Annotated in this window: 21 protein-coding genes and 3 tRNA genes; 17 read left to right on the top strand and 7 right to left on the bottom strand. The window is 62.7% G+C overall.

All coding sequences use genetic code 11. From position 1 onward, the window contains the following. Positions 1 to 38: 38 nt before the first annotated feature. The gene (locus tag LCM4577_RS21735) at positions 39 to 275 is read right to left on the bottom strand and encodes a hypothetical protein (RefSeq protein WP_131803206.1); all 237 of its coding nucleotides are present in this window, start codon (positions 273 to 275) and stop codon (positions 39 to 41) included. A gap of 108 nt (positions 276 to 383) precedes the next feature. Here LCM4577_RS21735 and LCM4577_RS21740 point away from each other — a divergent pair, with 108 nt between their 5' ends. The 3 genes from LCM4577_RS21740 to LCM4577_RS21750 all read left to right on the top strand — a co-directional run bounded on the left by LCM4577_RS21740 (position 384) and on the right by LCM4577_RS21750 (position 2,217). Beyond that, on the top strand, positions 384 to 1,364 hold the full coding sequence (locus tag LCM4577_RS21740; protein ID WP_041006287.1) for a manganese catalase family protein: 981 nt from the start codon (positions 384 to 386) through the stop codon (positions 1,362 to 1,364). A 5-nt stretch (positions 1,365 to 1,369) separates the two neighbouring features. Beyond that, complete coding sequence (locus LCM4577_RS21745; RefSeq protein ID WP_052457751.1) at positions 1,370 to 1,588, top strand: DUF3606 domain-containing protein; 219 nt, start codon at positions 1,370 to 1,372, stop codon at positions 1,586 to 1,588. A 119-nt stretch (positions 1,589 to 1,707) separates the two neighbouring features. Next, positions 1,708 to 2,217, top strand: a complete 510-nt coding sequence (locus tag LCM4577_RS21750; protein WP_071030202.1) for a ferritin-like domain-containing protein — start codon at positions 1,708 to 1,710, stop codon at positions 2,215 to 2,217. Positions 2,218 to 2,728: 511 nt separating this feature from the next. Here the strand turns inward: LCM4577_RS21750 and LCM4577_RS21755 are convergent. Continuing rightward, a tRNA-Thr gene (locus tag LCM4577_RS21755) sits at positions 2,729 to 2,804 on the bottom strand. A 151-nt stretch (positions 2,805 to 2,955) separates the two neighbouring features. Between LCM4577_RS21755 and LCM4577_RS21760 the strand changes: the two genes are divergently transcribed. From LCM4577_RS21760 to LCM4577_RS21770, 3 genes are all read left to right on the top strand, one after another. Next, positions 2,956 to 3,123 (top strand): hypothetical protein, encoded by a 168-nt coding sequence (locus LCM4577_RS21760; protein ID WP_095767587.1) that lies wholly within the window; start codon positions 2,956 to 2,958, stop codon positions 3,121 to 3,123. A gap of 166 nt (positions 3,124 to 3,289) precedes the next feature. Further along, positions 3,290 to 3,487, top strand: coding sequence for a hypothetical protein (locus LCM4577_RS21765; RefSeq protein ID WP_041010644.1), 198 nt, complete (start codon positions 3,290 to 3,292; stop codon positions 3,485 to 3,487). Positions 3,488 to 3,688: 201 nt separating this feature from the next. Next, entirely contained in the window at positions 3,689 to 3,994 is a 306-nt protein-coding gene (locus LCM4577_RS21770; RefSeq protein ID WP_041010643.1) for a BA14K family protein, read from the top strand. Positions 3,995 to 4,079: 85 nt separating this feature from the next. On the opposite strand, the gene LCM4577_RS21775 is transcribed toward LCM4577_RS21770, so the two are convergent. Further along, positions 4,080 to 4,523 carry a hypothetical protein gene (locus LCM4577_RS21775; RefSeq protein WP_244508404.1) on the bottom strand — a complete coding sequence of 148 codons (444 nt, stop codon included), beginning with the start codon at positions 4,521 to 4,523 and terminating at the stop codon, positions 4,080 to 4,082. 138 nt (positions 4,524 to 4,661) lie between these two features. Between LCM4577_RS21775 and LCM4577_RS21780 the strand changes: the two genes are divergently transcribed. Then, a complete protein-coding gene (locus tag LCM4577_RS21780; protein ID WP_071073383.1) occupies positions 4,662 to 4,949 on the top strand; it encodes a hypothetical protein in 288 nt (95 codons plus the stop codon). 68 nt (positions 4,950 to 5,017) lie between these two features. Here LCM4577_RS21780 and bhcR read toward each other — a convergent pair whose 3' ends face one another. Next, the gene (gene bhcR / locus LCM4577_RS21785) at positions 5,018 to 5,839 is read right to left on the bottom strand and encodes an HTH-type transcriptional regulator BhcR (protein WP_071073385.1); all 822 of its coding nucleotides are present in this window, start codon (positions 5,837 to 5,839) and stop codon (positions 5,018 to 5,020) included. 203 nt (positions 5,840 to 6,042) lie between these two features. Here bhcR and gcl point away from each other — a divergent pair, with 203 nt between their 5' ends. The 3 genes from gcl (at position 6,043) to LCM4577_RS21800 (ending at position 9,680) form a co-directional block, all read left to right on the top strand. Further along, complete coding sequence (gene gcl, locus LCM4577_RS21790; protein WP_071073387.1) at positions 6,043 to 7,824, top strand: glyoxylate carboligase; 1,782 nt, start codon at positions 6,043 to 6,045, stop codon at positions 7,822 to 7,824. Between the two features lie 38 nt (positions 7,825 to 7,862). Then, positions 7,863 to 8,660 (top strand): hydroxypyruvate isomerase, encoded by a 798-nt coding sequence (gene hyi / locus LCM4577_RS21795; protein ID WP_071073389.1) that lies wholly within the window; start codon positions 7,863 to 7,865, stop codon positions 8,658 to 8,660. Between the two features lie 105 nt (positions 8,661 to 8,765). After that, positions 8,766 to 9,680, top strand: a complete 915-nt coding sequence (locus LCM4577_RS21800; RefSeq protein WP_071073391.1) for a 2-hydroxy-3-oxopropionate reductase — start codon at positions 8,766 to 8,768, stop codon at positions 9,678 to 9,680. 118 nt (positions 9,681 to 9,798) lie between these two features. Here the strand turns inward: LCM4577_RS21800 and LCM4577_RS21805 are convergent, their stop codons facing one another. Next, positions 9,799 to 10,659 (bottom strand): RNA methyltransferase, encoded by an 861-nt coding sequence (locus LCM4577_RS21805; protein WP_071073392.1) that lies wholly within the window; start codon positions 10,657 to 10,659, stop codon positions 9,799 to 9,801. A gap of 198 nt (positions 10,660 to 10,857) precedes the next feature. Between LCM4577_RS21805 and LCM4577_RS21810 the strand changes: the two genes are divergently transcribed. Next, positions 10,858 to 10,942 (top strand) — tRNA-Tyr (locus tag LCM4577_RS21810). An 89-nt stretch (positions 10,943 to 11,031) separates the two neighbouring features. Continuing rightward, positions 11,032 to 11,105: transfer RNA gene (locus LCM4577_RS21815), tRNA-Gly, on the top strand. 80 nt (positions 11,106 to 11,185) lie between these two features. On the opposite strand, the gene LCM4577_RS21820 is transcribed toward LCM4577_RS21815, so the two are convergent. Further along, positions 11,186 to 11,641, bottom strand: coding sequence for a YidB family protein (locus tag LCM4577_RS21820; protein WP_071030171.1), 456 nt, complete (start codon positions 11,639 to 11,641; stop codon positions 11,186 to 11,188). A gap of 129 nt (positions 11,642 to 11,770) precedes the next feature. Between LCM4577_RS21820 and LCM4577_RS21825 the strand changes: the two genes are divergently transcribed. Continuing rightward, a complete protein-coding gene (locus tag LCM4577_RS21825) occupies positions 11,771 to 12,028 on the top strand; it encodes a GlsB/YeaQ/YmgE family stress response membrane protein (protein ID WP_027170387.1) in 258 nt (85 codons plus the stop codon). 117 nt (positions 12,029 to 12,145) lie between these two features. Continuing rightward, positions 12,146 to 12,976, top strand: a complete 831-nt coding sequence (locus LCM4577_RS21830) for a sulfotransferase family 2 domain-containing protein (RefSeq protein ID WP_071030167.1) — start codon at positions 12,146 to 12,148, stop codon at positions 12,974 to 12,976. Here the strand turns inward: LCM4577_RS21830 and LCM4577_RS21835 are convergent. Further along, positions 12,973 to 13,860, bottom strand: coding sequence for a DMT family transporter (locus tag LCM4577_RS21835; protein WP_041006266.1), 888 nt, complete (start codon positions 13,858 to 13,860; stop codon positions 12,973 to 12,975). The genes LCM4577_RS21830 and LCM4577_RS21835 overlap by 4 nt on opposite strands. Positions 13,861 to 14,088: 228 nt before the next feature. Between LCM4577_RS21835 and tuf the strand changes: the two genes are divergently transcribed. The 3 genes from tuf (at position 14,089) to LCM4577_RS21850 (ending at position 17,728) form a co-directional block, all read left to right on the top strand. Beyond that, on the top strand, positions 14,089 to 15,264 hold the full coding sequence (gene tuf / locus LCM4577_RS21840; RefSeq protein ID WP_040983039.1) for an elongation factor Tu: 1,176 nt from the start codon (positions 14,089 to 14,091) through the stop codon (positions 15,262 to 15,264). Between the two features lie 279 nt (positions 15,265 to 15,543). Then, positions 15,544 to 17,097, top strand: coding sequence for a hypothetical protein (locus LCM4577_RS21845; protein WP_071073744.1), 1,554 nt, complete (start codon positions 15,544 to 15,546; stop codon positions 17,095 to 17,097). 145 nt (positions 17,098 to 17,242) lie between these two features. Further along, a complete protein-coding gene (locus tag LCM4577_RS21850) occupies positions 17,243 to 17,728 on the top strand; it encodes a group II truncated hemoglobin (protein WP_040983065.1) in 486 nt (161 codons plus the stop codon). Positions 17,729 to 17,783: the final 55 nt, after the last annotated feature.

A 17,783-nucleotide genomic window follows, 5' to 3' on the forward strand; every position in this document is an offset into this window, starting at 1 on the left:
ACGTCTTTCCGCCGTCGCCTAGAAAGCGGCGAATCCGGTCACCCTCCGGACGCCCTGCGCAGCAGCCTTGAGAGATGCGCCCGGTGCAACATCTGCAAATCTTCGAGCAATGCCAGGAACGCCTTCGCTCCATCGGCAGGCTTGCCCGCGGCTTCTAACCCGGCAATGAGTGAATGCTGGCGGGCTATGTGCAACTCGCCATGGCGGACGTGCCGTTCCGCCATCCTGATGTCATCGGCGAGCGCCATTGGCAAAAACATCGCCGGGTTCTTCAATGTTCCTTGGCAGCCCCGCGCGGGAGGCACCGAAGCAGTCACGTGCCGTGATGGAACATTCCTCCTAGGGAGGTGTTTGGGGGGCGCCCCAACCCTGGAGAATTTGCAATGTTCATGCACAACAAGCGACTGCAGTACACCGTCCGCGTTTCCGAGCCGAACCCGCGTTTAGCGTGCATGATCATGGAGCAATTTGGCGGCGCCGATGGCGAGCTCGCCGCCGCGATGCGCTATTTCACGCAAGGCCTGGGCGAGGACGATATGGGCCGCAAAGACATGTTGCTCGATATCGCCACCGAAGAACTCAGCCACCTCGAAGTGGTCGGTTCGATCGTCACAATGCTCAACAAAGGTCTTAAGGCACAGCTGGCCGAGGGGCAGATGAAGGAAGCCGAGCTCTATCTGATGGTCGGTGCCAGCGGCACGACAGCCAAGGAATCGATCTTGTTCGGCGGCGCGCCCGCATTGTGCGATTCCGCCGGCGTGCCCTGGACTGCCGCCTATGTCGATTCGCGCGGCGAGCCTACCGTCGACCTGCGCTCGAACATTGCGGCCGAGGCGCGTGCCAAGATCGTCTACGAGCGGCTGATCAACATCACCGACGATCCGGGCGTTAAGGACGCGCTCGGCTTTTTGATGACGCGCGAGATCGCGCATCAAAAATCATTCGAGAAAGCGCTGTACGCCATCGAGCACAACTTCCCGACCGGCAAGCTCCCCGGCGTTGAGAAATTTGCGAGCATGTACGTCAACACCTCCCAGGGCGAAGGGGATACCAACGGGCCGTGGAACTCGGGAGATGAATGGGATCGCGTGGACGATCTGGAGGAAGTTATGCCGGCGGATGGCGGCGACGGGACGGCAACGGTCAAGCTGGCGGCCAAGGACATGAAAGTGGTCGCCAAGATGGGCGAGCGGACGCTTTCGGATCCCGCTTCCGACCCGACTACAGGCGCGGACATAGGCGCCGGTCCTGGGGCCGGACGGACCAAGAATGGGGATATGGGCGGAGCCGCCAACATCAACGAGGCTCCGGCGCAGGCGGAAGCGGCTGCCAGGAAGAAAACATCGAAGGCGAAGTCCCGGTAAGCTCAATGGCAGACGACAGTGCCGAGCATGTTTTTCGCAATCCGAACCGTGTTTCGGCGGATGAAGCCTATGAAGTCGGCTACTTTGCAGGCGTGAATGGCATCACGGAAGACCAGGTACGCGCGCTGATCAAATTGCACGGCGAGGATGTCGTGGTTCTCGTCATTGAAGCACGGAAGCTTAGGGAACCCGAACAGCATCCTTTGCCGTCCGTTCCGCTTTAGGGCCAAGGCGCGTCCGGCCTCTAACGCCGGTCTTCGCCCCGCCGGCGTTCTGGGCGGCCTTGGGGAACAAACAGCAGGTTCTGTTGTTCGGGGCCGGCGACGAAAAAGGAGAGACTGCAATGCCTGAGTCACGCGAATGGCTTATCCAGTGGCTGAGGGACGCTCACGCCATGGAAGAGCAAGCCGAGACGATGCTCTCCGGGCAACTGAGCCGGCTCGACAGTTACCCGGATCTTAGCGAGCGTATACGAATCCACCTCGACGAAACCAAGGAACAGGCTCGGCGCTTGCAAGTCTGTCTCGATGGTTTGGACGAGGGTTCCTCAACCCTCAAGGATGCTGGCGGCAAGCTGGCGGCGATGGCGCAATCGATCAGTGGTGTCTTCGCCGGCGACGAAGTGATGAAAGGCTCTCTTGCCAGCTACACCTTCGAGCATATGGAGATAGCTTCGTATGCGATCCTGATAGCGGCGGCCAATGAACTGGGTGAAGCCGAGATCGCACGCGTGTGCGAGCAGAACCTGCGCGAGGAGGAAGCCATGGCGGAGTGGCTGAAGAACAATCTTGCTCAGGTCGCGGCGACGTTTCTTACTCGCGCCGAAGCTGACAGCGACGCAGCGAAGCGCTAATCTATCGGCTTCCAGTATGCGCGGGGATGGACGCCATGGCATGCTTCGACGACAACCCAAGGCATCGTGGCCCTGGTGTCGGATATCAGGCTGGGCAACGGGCCCACGGAATGGGATGTCGCGCGCCACGTAGAAGAGTCAGTCCAGACCTTCCCGTGATTTATATGAGCGGTGACGGCGCGGTCGACTGGGCATCCATGGGGGTCCCCAACAGCATCATGATCGCCAAGCCCTGTGTGATGCAGCAGATCATCGTAGCCCTGGCAACCTTGCTTAACAGTGGGGGTCCTTTTCCGCGTATCTGATCGACGTGGCTGGCCTTGTGGCACGCTGTGAGGTGCGCCACGTGCCCTGAAAGAACGGTCGGATTCGTGCGAAAACACCGCAACAGAGCGTCTTTCTCTTGCACATATCCTTACACAATCGCCCGGTACACGTGCCGCTGGCTGATAATCACGATTGAGAGCATGTCAGATTATGACTGTAAAACAGGGACTTACATTCAGAAGGATGGTGCCCCCGGCAGGGATCGAACCCGCGACCTTCGGTTTACAAAACCGCTGCTCTACCAGCTGAGCTACAAGGGCACGGCGCTCCGGTAGCATATTTCGTGCGCCAGTAAAGACAAAACTCCGTTTCGGTTCGCTAATGGACGCCGTGGCTTGGCCGGCATGCTGAAAAGCGGAGCGCCGCTTCCTACATGCTGTTCAGGTGCAATCGCATCGAACGGGGTGCCGCATGATCAGATTCGTCATCATCCTGCCGCTCATCGTCGTGACCTGGCTTCTGCTGGTGAAGGTCGTCAGCGATCTGAAGAAGGCCAATATCGACTGGACCGGCGTCGCCACTTTCGTCGGCTTCATCGTGCTGGCCTTCTGGTTGAGGCATGTCACGGGGATGGGGTGAAAAGAGTGAGTGGGGATTAGGCAGTAGGCAGTGGTAAAACTTCAATCTCCCTACTGCCTATTCCCTACTGCCTAATCCCTCAAACCTTCGAACCTTTTGCCGCTTCGCCACGACTGATCTCCCGAGAGGCGAATGGTCGCCTCGATCAAGGATCCAGGAGATCATCATGTTGAAGCGTACCCTTACCTCAGGCCTCGTCGCCGTCTTCGTCGCCACCGGCGCGCTGGCCGCCACGGTCGAAACGTCCTCGGCTCACGGCAACCACCACCATCATCATCACCACAAGCATCACAAGAACTTCTGGTGGTGGCACAACCATCATCACAAGCATCACCACCACGGCAAGGTGATCATCTTCCTCTGACGAGAAGACCATTTGCCTTCGAAGGGCGGCTCTCGGGCCGCCCTTTTTTCGTTCCGGGCGACCAGCAGCCGGAGGCGGGGGAAAAGCCCGAAGAATCGTCGACGAAAAATTTCAAAAAAAACTTCGAACCATTTTCCGACTGGCGGCGACCCATGATCAAGAGGCGGATGGTTCGCCTCTCCATTGAAACAGGAGATCGTCATGTTCAAGCGCACCATCGTTTCCGGCCTCATCGCCACCACCGTCGCCGCCGCCACGCTGGCCGGCACCGTCCAACCTTCGGCCGCCCACGGCCATCATCACCGCGAACTCGGCATCGGCATCGCAGCCGGCGTCGGCGGCTTCGTTCTCGGCAGCCTGCTCGCCCAGCAGCCCCGAACCGTCTATGTCGAGGACGATGGCTACGACTCGATCCACGTCCGCCGCTGCTATGCGCGCTATGCCAGCTACGACGAGCGCACCGACACCTATATGAGCTACGACGGCCCGCGCTATTGCAGGCTCTAGGAGGGAGCAAGATCAACGACAGGAAAGAGGGGCTGCACGCGGCCCCTTTTCTTGCGTTTGACCGTTAGCGGATTCGCCAGATGGGTTAATTGGAAGCGGACTTCGCCTCCGGCATCGCCAATCCCGCCGCCTTACAGGCGCCGCTGACCGAAACGTCGTTTATCGCGACGAGTTCGAAGTTGTTTCCGGCATCGGGATAGATCTTGCCGATGAAAGGCTCGGTGCCGCCGGGAGAGCCCTTGTCGTCCACATAGCCGCACACCACGATCTCGTGGCGACTGTCCAATGTGCGCTCTCCGGCAAGCATCGATCCGAACTTTGCGGCAATGGGGTTCTTCAGATGCTGGCGGACGCCGGCGGTGATGATCTCCTCCAGGGCCAGTGAAATCGGAATGGGATCGACGCGCGGGTTGCCGCTGGGTGCAGCGATCGGCTCGACCGGCGCCGGTGCCGCCGCCACGCAGCCGCAAAGGGAAGCGACGGATAGGAGGAAAACTGTTTTCCGCATCCCGTGCCCTTTCGCACGCATGCCAACGCCCCGGCAAGACGGTCAAGTCCGGCGTTCGGCCTGCCTATGCCCCGGTCGGCCTTCGCCAGGCAACCAGCGATGTACAGCGATTTTGCAAGCGTTTAGGCTGGCTTCCGCGCCAAACGAGGGGAGGGTGGCATGAACGAGCAGGATCCCAGGGAAGAACGGGTCGAACCGGTTTTCCGCAACGGCACCATCACCATCGTCGGCATCCTGCTTGCGTTTTCGCTAGGCTTCATCACCCATTGGGCGGCCAACCCGATCCCATGGCAGACCTACCATCTGATTGCCGTGCTGCCGATCCTGGTCGGCATTGCACTGCAGATCCGGGCGCTTGCCATTCTGCTCGACATCAAATCCCTGCAGCGGAGCATTCATGACCGCGCCAGTCGGATATTCATCGCCGGCCTCATCTTGGCGGCCTGAGGCGTCGGACTGGCCATCCTGCTCGATTTCTTCGACATATCGGCCAAGAGCGCGTTGCCGGGCGCGTCCTAATAAGCTTTCACGCCGCCGATCATCTTCGTCACCTCGACCGCGGCCTCGCGCACCAGCGGACCGATCTCGGCCAGTCGCTCGGGCGTGACCCGAACCGTCGGGCCGGACACCGAAACGCCGCCGATCGGCTCGCCATATTCGTTGAAGATGGCGGCGGCCACGCAGCGCATGCCGGGATGGCGTTCCTCGTCGTCCACCGACCAGCCGCGATGCTTGATGGTCGCCAGATCGTGGGCGAGCGCAGAGATATCTGAGAGCGTCTTGTCGGTGTAGCGCTGCAGGCCCGCCTTGCGCAGGATGGCGGCGACCCGTTCCGGCTCGAGATGCGCCAGGACGGCCTTGCCGATACCGGATGCATGGAAGGGGCTGCGCGTACCCGGCCGGAAGAAGGCGCGGATCGCCTGGTGCGTCTCGACCTGGCTGACAAAGACGACGCAATCGTCCTCGGCGACGCCGAGATTGGCCGTCTCGCCGGTCTTCTCCATCAGTTCCTGCATGACGATGCGCGCGCGGTCGACCAGCTTGCGCCGGCGCAGGAAGGCCGCACCCATGCGGTAGGTCTCGACGCCGACGGACCAGAGCTGGTCGGTCGTATCGAACTCGACCATGCCGTGGTTCTCCAGCGTCGTCAGCATGCGATAGGCGGTGGACGCGGCAATGCCGCTTTGCGCCGCGATTTCACTCAGCGACAGGCCGCTGGCCTCGGCGACGATGGCCAGGATCCGCAGCGCCCGGTCGAGCGACTGCACCGACGCCGCTTCGGACGGACCATTGAAGGCGCGCGGCCGGCCGCGTTGGCGTTTTTCCGTCGTTTCCATGCCCGTCATTCTCGCCGATCTGATGCCGGATGCAATGAAAAACTTTTTCAGTCGTTGCTGCGATAGTTTTTCTGGAAAACGAAAAGTGAAGTGAAATCAGTGGATAAAAGCCATTTTCTAGAAATGAAAAAATATTCTGAAAAAATTGAAAAATCAAAGGCGCGCTGGCACTATCAAGCCAACCAACGAAATGGAGGCTTGTCATGGCCAGGATGCGCGCTGTCGACGCGGCGGTTCTCGTTCTCGAAAAGGAAGGYATCACCAATGCCTTCGGCGTGCCGGGCGCGGCAATTAACCCGCTCTATTCGGCGCTGAAGGCGCGCGGCACCATCCRCCATGTGCTCGCCCGCCATGTCGAGGGGGCCTCGCATATGGCCGAAGGCTACACGCGGGCCAAGGCCGGCAATATCGGGCTCTGCATCGGCACGTCCGGCCCGGCCGGCACCGATATGATCACCGGCCTTTATTCGGCCTCGGCGGATTCGATCCCGATCCTCTGCATCACCGGACAAGCGCCGCGCGCGCGCCTCAACAAGGAGGATTTCCAGGCCGTCGACATCGCTTCGATCGCCTCGCCCGTCGCCAAATGGGCGGTCACCGTCATGGAGCCCTATCTGGTTCCGATGGCGCTACAGAAGGCGTTCCACCTGATGCGCTCCTCGCGCCCGGGTCCGGTGCTCGTCGACCTGCCCATCGACGTCCAGCTTGCGGAGATCGAGTTCGACATCGACGCCTATGAACCGTTGGCTCCGTTCAAACCGGCAATGACGCGCGCCCAGGCCGAGAAGGCGCTGGCGATGCTCAACGAGGCGGAAAGGCCGCTGATCGTCGCCGGCGGGGGCATTATCAATGCAGACGCTTCCGATTTGCTGATCGAGTTCGCCGAAGTCACCGGTGTGCCGGTCATCCCGACGCTGATGGGCTGGGGTTCGATCCCCGACGACCACCGGCTGATGGCGGGCATGTGCGGCCTGCAGACCTCGCACCGCTATGGCAATGCGACGATGCTTGCCGCCGACTTCGTCTTCGGCATCGGCAACCGCTGGGCCAACCGCCACACCGGCTCGGTCGATGTGTACACGAAGGGGAAAAAATTCATCCATGTCGACATCGAGCCCACTCAGATAGGCCGCGTCTTCGCGCCGGATCTCGGCGTGGTCTCGGATGCGGGCGCCGCTCTGAAGATCCTGCTCGATGTCGCCACCGAATGGCGCACGGCCGGCAAGCTGCGTGACTGGTCGGGCTGGGCCAAGGAATGCCAGCAGCGCAAGAAGACCATGAAGCGCAAGACGCATTTCGAGCAGGTGCCGCTGAAGCCGCAGCGCGTATACGAGGAGATGAACAAGGCCTTTGCCCGCGACACCACCTATGTCACCACGATCGGCCTGTCGCAGATCGCCGGCGCGCAGTTCCTGCATGTCTACAAGCCGCGTAACTGGATCAATTGCGGTCAGGCCGGCCCGCTCGGCTGGACGCTGCCGGCAGCGCTCGGCGTGCGCGCCGCCGATCCGGACCGGGATATCGTCGCGCTCTCCGGCGACTACGACTTCCAGTTCATGATCGAGGAAATGGCCGTCGGTGCGCAGCACAAGCTGCCTTACATCCATGTCGTCGTGAACAATGCCTATCTCGGCCTCATCCGCCAGGCGCAGCGCGGCTTTTCGATGGACTACGAGGTGAGCCTGGCCTTCGAGAACGTCAATCGTGCCGGCGATCCCGAGGCCGGCTACGGCGTCGACCATGTCGCGGTCGCCGAGGCCATGGGCTGCAAGGCGGTCCGCGTGAAGAAGCCCGAGGAATTCGCCGGCGCCTTCAAGGAAGCGCAGCGGCTGATGAAGGAGCACCAGGTGCCGGTCGTGCTGGAATTCATCCTCGAGCGCGTCACCAACATTTCCATGGGTACGGAAATCGACAAGATCACCGAGTTCGAGGAGCTTGCCGAACGCAACGAGGATGCGCCGACGGCCATCATGATGTTGGATTAGGCAACCCTGGGCAGGCAGAAAAAGAAGGAGAAAAAGGAATGCCGCGTTTTTCAGCCAATCTTTCGATGCTCTTCGGCGAGCATGATTTCCTCGACCGTTTCGATGCCGCCGCCCGCGTGGGCTTCAAGGGCGTCGAATATATCGGCCCCTATGATCATGCGCCGGACGTCGTCGCGGCGCGCCTGAAGAAGAACGGCCTCAGCCAGGTTCTCTTCAACCTGCCGGCCGGCGATTGGGGCAAGGGCGAGCGCGGCATTGCCGTCTTGCCGGACCGGGTGCCGGAATTCCGGCAGGGCGTCGCCAAGGCGATCACCTACGCGCATGCGCTGGGCTGCGAGCAGATCAACTGCTTGGCCGGCATCGCGCCGCAGGGCGCTGACCGCGTCGTTTTGGAAAACGTCTTTGCCGAGAATCTCGCCTTCGCGGCGGAGAAGCTGGAGCAGGCCGGCATCAGGCTGCTGATCGAGCCGATCAACACGCGTGACATCCCCGGCTTCTTCCTGAACTATTCCGACCAGGCGCTGGCGCTGATCGACCGCATCGGCTCGAAGAACCTCTATTTGCAGTACGACATCTACCACATGCAGATCATGGAGGGGGATCTCGCCCGTACCATCGAAGCGAACCTTCCCCGCATCGCGCATATCCAGCTTGCGGACAATCCCGGCCGTCACGAGCCGGGGACGGGCGAGATCAACTATCCCTTCCTCTACGACCACATCGACCGCCTCGGCTATGCCGGCTGGATCGGCGCCGAATACAAGCCGAAGGCCGGCACGGAGGCCGGATTGGGTTGGTTCACGGAGTTTGCCGGGCAGGGGAGCGCGGCGGCTTAAGAGCCGGCGCTCGAACTGCCAATCTCCCCCAAGAGGGGGAGATGTCCGGCAGGACAGAGAGGGGCGCGAAGGAACGCGACCTCGATAAATTGACGGAGATACAAAATGGAAACCATCGGTTTCATCGGCCTCGGCATCATGGGCGCGCCGATGGCGGGGCATCTTCTCGACGCCGGCTACAAGGTCGTCGCCAGCGACCATCGATCGAAGGCGCCCGCCGATCTCGTCGCCAAGGGGCTGAAGACGGTGACCGGCAACGACGCCGTGGCCAAGGCCGCCGACATCATCATCACCATGGTGCCGGACACGCCTCAGGTCGCGGACGTTCTCTTCGGCGAGAACGGCGTCGCCTCTGGTCTGTCCAAGGGCAAGCTCGTCATCGACATGAGCTCGATCTCGCCGATCGCCACCAAGGAATTCGCCAAAAAGATCAACGATCTCGGCTGCGGCTATCTCGACGCGCCGGTGTCGGGCGGCGAGGTCGGCGCCAAGGCGGCGTCGCTCACCATCATGGTCGGCGGCGAGGAAAAGGCGTTCGAGCGCGCCAGGCCGATCTTCGAGAAGATGGGCAAGAACATCACCCTGGTCGGCCCGAACGGCGTCGGCCAGACCACCAAGGTCGCCAACCAGATCGTTGTCGCCCTCACCATCGAAGCGGTCGGCGAAGCCCTGGTTTTCGCCTCGAAGGCCGGCGCCGATCCTGCAAAAGTCAGGCAGGCGCTGATGGGCGGGCTCGCCGCCTCGCGCATCCTCGAAGTGCATGGCGAGCGCATGATCAAGCGCACCTTCGCCCCGGGCTTCCGCATCGAGCTGCATCAGAAGGATCTCAACCTGGCGCTGGAAGGCGCGAAGGCGCTCGGCGTGTCCCTCCCCAACACCTCGACCACGCAGCAACTCTTCAATTCCTGCGCCGCTAATGGCGGCGGCAAGGAGGATCACTCGGCGCTGGTCAGGGCGCTGGAGCGGATGGCGGCGCATGAGGTCAGCGGGGAGGCGCAAGCCGAAGGCAAGGCGGCTTAGGTTAGGAGACGGCGGCTCAACGTTCCCACGCCGCCTGCTCTTTTCCTGTCAGAGAACGGGTTCCTGCGTTTCGCCGCGGGAGCCCGTTTTTCGCTTCGAAGCTATCGTCGACCCGCGCTCAGCTGCGCTTCAGGAATGCGTTCGCAGCGTAAAGGCTGACCGCCGCCGCGTTCGACACGTTGAGCGAGTGGATAGCGCCTGGCATATCGAGCCGTGCCAGCGCGGTCACCGTCTCGCGGGTCTTCTGCCGCAGGCCCTTGCCTTCCGCGCCCAGCACGAGCGCGATTTTCTCGCCGTCGAAGGTCTTCTCGAGCTCCGCCGGTCCTTCCGAATCGAGCCCGATGGTCTGGAAGCCGGCCTCGTGCAACTGCCCTAGCGCATCGGCGAGGTTCTTCACCTCGATCTGGTCGATATGCTCCAGCGCGCCGGACGCGGATTTCGCCAGCACGCCCGAGTCCTGCGGGCTGTGGCGCGCCGTGGTGATCAGCGCGCCGGCGCCGAAGGCAACCGCGGAGCGCAGGATCGCGCCGACATTGTGCGGATCCGTCACCTGGTCGAGCACCAGCACCAGCTTTGTGTCGCCGAGCGCGTCGAGGCGCTTCGGCTTCAGCGGCTCGGCCTCGATCAGCACGCCCTGGTGCACCGCGTCCGATCCGGTGATCTTGTCGATGTCCTTCGGCTCGACCAGTTCGGCCATGAAGGGCAGGGCGGCGAGATCGGGAATCGACAGCCGCTCCGCCGCGTTGCGGGTCACCAGCATCTTCCTGATCTTGCGCCGCGGATTGTCGAGCGCGGCCCGCACCGTGTGCAGGCCGTAAAGCCGCACCAGCCCGTCGCCGGGCGCTTCGCCCGGCGGCACTGGCTGGCGCGGCCGGAATGCCGGCGCGCCGCCCGCCTTCTGGTCGCGGTGCGCGCGCCTCAGCTTCGCGTAGTGGGTGTCCTTGCGCGTGCCGGGCTTGTTGCTTTTCTCGTCGCTCATGCGGCCTCTATAGCGGTCCCGACCGGCTAAGGATACGGCTTGCGGCAATGAATGCCGGACATCCTCGAAAAACCCTCGCCGCGCCGGTTGACACCTACCGGCCTTGCCGCCATAAGGCGCTTCGCTGATTTCGGAGAAGATCTTACTCGGGCTCCGGATCGGCAGAAATGCCTCGTTGCATGGCTCCGGCGGCAGACTGGAGAGGTGCCCGAGTGGTTAAAGGGGACGGACTGTAAATCCGTTGGCTTAGCCTACGTTGGTTCGAATCCAACCCTCTCCACCACTGCCGGCCCGGAAGCCCTGAACGAACAAGAGTCTCGGACCGAAAGTGCATGGCGCTTTTCGGGTGAATCCGGTACTTCAGTGCAAGGCGCGGGTATAGCTCAGTGGTAGAGCAGCAGCCTTCCAAGCTGAATATGCGGGTTCGATTCCCGCTACCCGCTCCAGATTTCTTCTTCGCATGCTCCAAAGAAAACGCCGCGCACCGTGGCGCGCAGCGTCTTCCTTTCATCCAGCCGTTTAGCTGTTAGCTGTTGAAAGCCGAAGCGACCTGATGGTTTTGCGGCACCTGGCCGTTCGGCGTCAGCTTGTCGATGATGCCGGGCAGCGCCGTGGAGAGCTGCTGCAGCAGTTCCTGCTCGTTGAGGCCGGTGCGCTGCGCGATCTCGCGGATCACCGCCGGCCCGAGYGCCGAGCCGAGATCACCCGGGTTGATCGGCTGGTTCTGGCCGGTGCCGACCCAGGAATCGGCGACGTTGCCGTGACCGGCGTCCTTCAGCTTGTCGAGCAGGCCGCCGAGGCCGCCGAGCAGGCCGCCATCGGCCGACGCATCGGTTCCCGCGGGCGTCGGCGCCGGCGCTTGCGGCGCGGCCGCTTCCTCGCTTCTGCCGCTCAGCATCTTGCCGACCAAAAGCGCGCCGAGCGCGATCATCAGGGGTTTGGTGATGTTGCCGCCCGGAACGGCGTTGTCAAAAAGGCCCATAACGGATCTCCTTATCCAGCCAAGTCCGCCCGGCCCCACAATGGCGCAAACGGGCGGAATTTCAAGCTGTCTTGAGCTTTTGACAATCATATGAACATGATGGGCCGGCGGGGAAATTTGGAGGGAATTATGGGCATTATCAGCTGGATCATTCTCGGCATCGTCGCCGGCTTCATCGGCAGCAAGATCGTCAACAAGACCGGCCAGGGCATGATCATGGATATCGTGCTCGGCATCGTCGGCGCCATTGTCGGCGGCGTCATCTTCAGCGCCTTCGGCGCCTCGGGTGTCACCGGCCTCAACATCTGGAGCCTGATCGTGGCCGTCATCGGCTCGGTCGTCGTGCTGTGGGCCTATCACCAGATTTCCGGCAAGCGCACGCTGTAAGGAACCAATGCGCGGCAGCCGAAGGACTGCCGCCGATGGACTTTCGAGGGCCGGCCGCGCGGAGCGCGCCGTGGCCGGCTGGTTTGCTTTGGATCGTCGGGGCGGGGCAGTTCGGCAATGGCGGTGCAGATCGAAGGGCTTGCCGTTACCTATTATCCAATCCCGAAAAGCGGCACCAGCAGCGTCAAATACGCGCTCATGGCGCTCGGCGATAAACACGCCGCGCTTGCCGCGGACCCCGACAACGAGGTCCACAGCCACCTGGCGACAAGCTGGGTCGATCCTTTCGCGCCGGTCTATGATGGGATGGGTGGCAAGTTCACCATCGTCCGCGATCCGCTTGAGCGGCTTTTATCCGCCTATTCCAGCAGGATAGTGGACACCAACGTCCTGACCCGACCCTCGGCAAAGGCCGAAATGCTCGCGAGCTTCGGGCTGCCGCTCGATCCGGATCCCGATACTTTTATCCTGAATGTCGAGAAATACAGCGCATGCTCATGGGAGATCCGGTTCCACGTCGCCTCGCCGCGCCATTTCGTCGGCTCCAGCCTGTTCCTGTTCGAGCATGTCTTCAGGTTCGAGGAGATGGACAAGGTCGCGGTTTTCCTGTCCTCCGTCAGCGGCAAAACAGTCGGCATGCCCCGCTTGCAGGCGAGCCGAAAAAAGGTCAGTCCGTCGGATCTGTCACCGGCCGCTCTGTCGAAAGCCATGCGCTTCTGCCGCTATGACTATGGCTTTCTGGTCGATTATTACGATCCAGCGAGATGGGGCGGCATCCCTGATGGCGACCCCGCCGAAACCTCGACGCTGCATGTCAACGGCGATCCCACGGCGCTGCGCGACGGCCGCCTCGTCTATCCGCGAACGCTGCGCAACTTCATCGATTTCTTGGCGCAGCGCCCGCTGAAAAGAAAGGTAAGCGCGCCGGGGCGATGCGGTAACGGCTAGGCGACCATCGCCAACCGGCGCTTTCTTTCGTCGAGCGAGACGATCGCCAGGCCGCTGGCCATCACCAAAAGGATGCCGCAGACGGCGAGCGCGTTGGGAAACTGTCCGAACACCAGCAGGCCCGAAATGACCGCCCAGACCGTGAAGCAGTAGTAGAAGGGCGCGACCGCGCTTGTCGGCCCGACCCGGTACGCCATGAAGATGAAGAAATGGCCGAAGATCAGGAACAGGCCCGCGCCGGCGATCAGCAACAGATGGCGCCCCTGAGGCATCACCCATTGCTCCGTCGCCAGATGCGCCGCGCCTGAACCGGCCAGCACCACCACGACCGCGGAGATGGCGACGATCATGCCCGGCACCTCGGCGCCCACTTTGCGGCCGGCTATATCGCGCACCGCCGCGAAGGCGGCATTGCCGAGCGCCAGCAGCGCGTAGACCGAAATGCCCTGCATGGTCGGCTGCGCCACCATCAGCGCTCCGACAAAGCCAAGGCCGATCAGCGCCATGCGCGTGGCGCCGATCTTTTCGCCGAACAGCATCGCGGAGCCGACCAGCACGATGAGCGGCGTGATCTGCCCGAGCGCGGTGGAATCCGCGATCTGCATGTTCGCCAGGGCAACGACGTAGCAGAGGATCGCCAAGAGCTCGAACAGGTTGCGGCGCAGCACCTTGCGCTCGAAGAGCAGCGGGATCTGCCTGGCATAGCCAAGCATCAGAAGCAGCGGCACGCCCCACAGCGTCGCGGCAGCGCCCCGCAGCAAGAGCACTTCGTACGGCGGCAGCCCGGTGGTCGCGAGCTTCATCAGCGTGTCGTTGACGAGATAGGATCCCGTCGAGACGATCATGAACAGCGGGCCGCGGATATGGGATGGAATGAACTGCATGCGGCCGACAAGATCAGAGCGGCGTCGCGGCGGCAATGGGCCAGCTCAGCGCCTTTGATTTTACCCACGGCAGCCCTATATCCGCTCCACATCTCCCTGAAATCGACCGTTGGTTCGGGTCGAGCGGGAATCCGCTCAGCCACAAGGCACTTGTGTTTTTCGGCCGTTGTCGCTAATCGCCCCGCATTCGACTGAACTGAAGGTCAAGGCCGTCCAAGGAAAGAGACTATGGCAAAAGGTAAATTCGAGCGCACCAAGCCGCATGTGAACATTGGCACGATCGGTCACGTCGATCATGGCAAGACGTCGCTGACGGCGGCGATCACGAAGTATTTTGGCGAATACAAGCGCTATGACCAGATCGACGCGGCCCCGGAAGAGAAGGCACGCGGCATCACGATCTCGACGGCGCATGTCGAGTATGAGACGGCCAACCGTCACTACGCCCATGTCGACTGCCCCGGCCACGCCGACTATGTGAAGAACATGATCACGGGTGCCGCGCAGATGGACGGCGCGATCCTGGTCGTGTCGGCCGCCGACGGCCCGATGCCGCAGACCCGCGAGCACATCCTGCTTGCCCGCCAGGTCGGCGTGCCCTCGATCGTTGTGTTCTTGAACAAGGTCGACCAGGTCGACGACGCCGAGCTGCTCGAGCTGGTCGAGCTCGAGGTTCGCGAGCTTCTGTCGAAGAACGAGTTCCCCGGCGACGACATTCCGATCGTCAAGGGTTCGGCGCTGGCGGCGCTGGAGGATTCCAACAAGACCATCGGCGAGGACGCCATCCGTGAGCTGATGGCTCAGGTCGACGCCTACATCCCGACGCCTGTTCGTCCGCTGGACAAGCCGTTCCTGATGCCGATCGAGGACGTGTTCTCGATCTCGGGCCGCGGCACGGTGGTGACCGGCCGCGTCGAGCGCGGCGTGGTCAAGGTCGGCGAGGAACTGGAGATCGTCGGCATCCGTCCGACCGCCAAGACGACCTGCACGGGCGTTGAAATGTTCCGCAAGCTGCTCGACCAGGGTCAGGCCGGCGACAACATCGGCGCGCTCTTGCGCGGCATCGACCGCGAGGGTGTCGAGCGCGGCCAGGTTCTGGCCAAGCCGGGTTCGGTGAAGCCGCACAAGAAGTTCGTGGCCGAAGCCTACATCCTGACCAAGGACGAGGGCGGCCGTCACACGCCGTTCTTCACCAACTACCGTCCGCAGTTCTACTTCCGCACGACCGACGTGACGGGCATCGTGACGCTGCCGGCCGGCACCGAGATGGTGATGCCCGGCGACAACATCACCGTCGACGTCGAGCTGATCGTGCCGATCGCGATGGAAGAGAAGCTGCGCTTCGCCATCCGTGAAGGCGGCCGCACCGTCGGTGCCGGCATCGTCGTCACCATCAAGGAATAATCGATCCGGCACTTGCCGGTTCGACAAGGAAAGGGCGGCCTTCGGGCCGCCCTTTCGCTTTGGAGGCTGTATTGCTCGCCCTTTCCAATTCTGTTGCAAGCATCGTCGCCCCAACTAGTATGGGTTGTATTCTTGGGGTTGCCAGACGTGGTTTCGACATTCCGTTCAAAGACCATACGGTGTTGGCGCGGGTTGCTTCGGCTGGGATTGGCCGCTGCCGCAGGGCTGGCCGCCCTCAGTGCCGCCGCGAAGGAAACGCCGCCGGACTACGGCCCGACGATGCGCTTCGTCGTCGTGCGCAGCAGCGCGCCGGGCTGCGAGCCGAACTGCCCGGAATGGATTTCCGCCGAAGGCACGATCGAGGCCGGCACGCCGGCGCTGCTGAAACGCCTGCTGAAGACGCTCGGCGGGCGGCAATTGCCGATCGTCGTCAATTCACCCGGCGGCAATGTCGATGCCTCGCTGCAGCTTGGCCGCATGGTCCGCAAGAACAAGCTCGATATCGCGGTCGGCATCACCGAGTTTTCCGGCTGCTCGCCGGGGATGAAGAATTGCCGTGACAATGACGCCAAGGGCCAGCCCTATTTGGGCGTCGCCCACGACAGCGGCGCGATGTGCAATTCGGCCTGTCCGCTGATGTTTGCCGGCGGCATCCGCCGCGTGGTCGGCGAATGGGCCTATCTCGGTGTCCATCAGATCACGACCACCTACCAGCGCGAGAAGCTGCTCTACCGCACGACCTATCGTATCGTGAACGGCAAGAAGAAGATCATCAGCACCAGGGTTGTCAGTCGCAGGAATGCCGGCAGCTACAAGACCTATGAGATGAGCAAGGCGGTCGAGAAGCGGCTGTCGGCCTATCTGAAGGAGATGGGCGTCGAGCAGGGCGTGCTCAGCGTGATGAAGGTGACGCCTGCCAGCGACATCAGGCAGATCGAGCCCGACGACATGCTGGAGATGAAGCTCGTCACCAGCCCCGATTCTCTCGATTTGCTGACCGAGGGCACCATTTGCCGGCGTCAGCCGGCGCCGACGAATTGTCGCGAGATCCCGGCGAACGCCGCGCCGGCTGCGGTCGCGGCACTTGGGGCCGAGCCTTCTCCCATTGCTCCGGTTCCCACTGCCCCGGTTCCCGCGCCAGCGCAGCAGGCCCACGAACAGGAGATGCGCTTCGTTGTTGTTCGCGGCAGCAATCCGCTTTGCAATCCCGACTGTCCGGAATGGATTTCGGCGGAAGGCACGATCGCGGCAGGCACCGCCGACGAGCTGCGCCAACTGCTCGATACGATCCGGGAGCGCCGGTTGCCTGTCATAATCAACTCGCCCGGCGGCGACGTGCAGGCGGCACTTGCCGCGGGCCGGCTGATCCGTGAGCGCAAGCTGGATGTTGCGGTCGCGCGAACGGATTTTCTCGATTGCGATCCGGGCGCGGCGGGGTGCGTCGCACCCGACGGCCTCCATACCGGCCTCACCATCGATGCAGGCGCCGAATGCGACGCGGCTTGCGCGGTGATGATCGCCGGCGGCGTCCGGCGCCTAGTGGGCGCCGATGCGCGTTTCCTGGTGCATTCCATGGGTATGGAAGACAAGGTCAGGGCGTATCTTGACGAGATGGGGATCGGCTCGGGCTTTTTCGCCGCCATGCAGTCGGCCGAATATGCCAAGCACAGGGAACTCAGCCGGGACGAGCTGAAGACGTTCGGACTGACGACCGGGCCGCAGTCGGTGGACGCGCTGACCGGCGCCACCATTTGCAGATCCGCGCCCAGGCCGGAGAATTGCCGGGGCCTTCCGGCCACCGATGCCGAGGCGAAGGCGCCAGCGAAGCTGTAGAGCGATTCCAGGAAGAGTGTTTACGGTTTTCCGTCCGGAATTGCGTAAACAAGGAGATAGCGCGCACTGGCCATTGAGGCAGGTTGAGCCGGGCAGGGCGCTGCCGCTATCCTGCCGGTGCTGCATGCACAGTGGAGGAGCGGCGATGCGCGAGGACATCCCGACTTTATATGAATGGGCCGGCGGCAGCGAGGCGCTGAACCGGCTGACCCGGACCTTTTATGACAAGGTGGCTGCGGATCCGATCGTCGGTCCGGTGTTCGAACACATGTCGCCGGATCACCCGGCGCATGTCGCCGCCTTCATCGGCGAGGTCTTTGGCGGGCCGAAGACCTACAGCGAGAAGCATGGCGGCCATCGCGAGATGGTGATGCATCACCTTGGCAAGCACCTGACCGAGGAACAGCGGCGCCGCTGGATCAATCTCCTTGCCGATGCTGCGGATGAGATCGGCCTGCCGGACGACCCCGAATTCCGCTCCGCCTTCATGGGTTATGTCGAGTGGGGATCGCGGCTGGCGAAGATGAACTCGAATCTGGGCGAGACCTGCGATCCCGAGACCGAGCCGATGCCGGCCTGGGGCTGGGGTGTGCCGGGCGGACCTTATAAGCCGCCGGCCGGGAAATCGTAAGCGCCTGCGCGCCCGCGATCGATTGCCGGCCTATCTGCATCCAGATTTCTGACAA

This window comes from Mesorhizobium sp. LCM 4577, assembly GCF_001854795.2.
In the GTDB taxonomy this organism is placed as follows: domain Bacteria; phylum Pseudomonadota; class Alphaproteobacteria; order Rhizobiales; family Rhizobiaceae; genus Mesorhizobium; species Mesorhizobium plurifarium.

Bases quoted from the DNA above. Each gene is read 5' to 3' on its own strand.
- LCM4577_RS21740 (WP_041006287.1), top strand. From the start codon at position 384: ATGTTCATGCACAACAAGCGACTGCAGTACACCGTCCGCGTTTCCGAG.
- LCM4577_RS21745 (WP_052457751.1), top strand. From the start codon at position 1,370: ATGGCAGACGACAGTGCCGAGCATGTTTTTCGCAATCCGAACCGTGTT.
- LCM4577_RS21750 (WP_071030202.1), top strand. From the start codon at position 1,708: ATGCCTGAGTCACGCGAATGGCTTATCCAGTGGCTGAGGGACGCTCAC.
- LCM4577_RS21760 (WP_095767587.1), top strand. From the start codon at position 2,956: ATGATCAGATTCGTCATCATCCTGCCGCTCATCGTCGTGACCTGGCTT.
- LCM4577_RS21765 (WP_041010644.1), top strand. From the start codon at position 3,290: ATGTTGAAGCGTACCCTTACCTCAGGCCTCGTCGCCGTCTTCGTCGCC.
- LCM4577_RS21770 (WP_041010643.1), top strand. From the start codon at position 3,689: ATGTTCAAGCGCACCATCGTTTCCGGCCTCATCGCCACCACCGTCGCC.
- LCM4577_RS21775 (WP_244508404.1), bottom strand. From the start codon at position 4,523: ATGCGTGCGAAAGGGCACGGGATGCGGAAAACAGTTTTCCTCCTATCC.
- LCM4577_RS21780 (WP_071073383.1), top strand. From the start codon at position 4,662: ATGAACGAGCAGGATCCCAGGGAAGAACGGGTCGAACCGGTTTTCCGC.
- bhcR (WP_071073385.1), bottom strand. From the start codon at position 5,839: ATGGAAACGACGGAAAAACGCCAACGCGGCCGGCCGCGCGCCTTCAAT.
- hyi (WP_071073389.1), top strand. From the start codon at position 7,863: ATGCCGCGTTTTTCAGCCAATCTTTCGATGCTCTTCGGCGAGCATGAT.
- LCM4577_RS21800 (WP_071073391.1), top strand. From the start codon at position 8,766: ATGGAAACCATCGGTTTCATCGGCCTCGGCATCATGGGCGCGCCGATG.
- LCM4577_RS21805 (WP_071073392.1), bottom strand. From the start codon at position 10,659: ATGAGCGACGAGAAAAGCAACAAGCCCGGCACGCGCAAGGACACCCAC.
- LCM4577_RS21825 (WP_027170387.1), top strand. From the start codon at position 11,771: ATGGGCATTATCAGCTGGATCATTCTCGGCATCGTCGCCGGCTTCATC.
- LCM4577_RS21830 (WP_071030167.1), top strand. From the start codon at position 12,146: ATGGCGGTGCAGATCGAAGGGCTTGCCGTTACCTATTATCCAATCCCG.
- LCM4577_RS21835 (WP_041006266.1), bottom strand. From the start codon at position 13,860: ATGCAGTTCATTCCATCCCATATCCGCGGCCCGCTGTTCATGATCGTC.
- tuf (WP_040983039.1), top strand. From the start codon at position 14,089: ATGGCAAAAGGTAAATTCGAGCGCACCAAGCCGCATGTGAACATTGGC.
- LCM4577_RS21845 (WP_071073744.1), top strand. From the start codon at position 15,544: ATGCGCTTCGTCGTCGTGCGCAGCAGCGCGCCGGGCTGCGAGCCGAAC.
- LCM4577_RS21850 (WP_040983065.1), top strand. From the start codon at position 17,243: ATGCGCGAGGACATCCCGACTTTATATGAATGGGCCGGCGGCAGCGAG.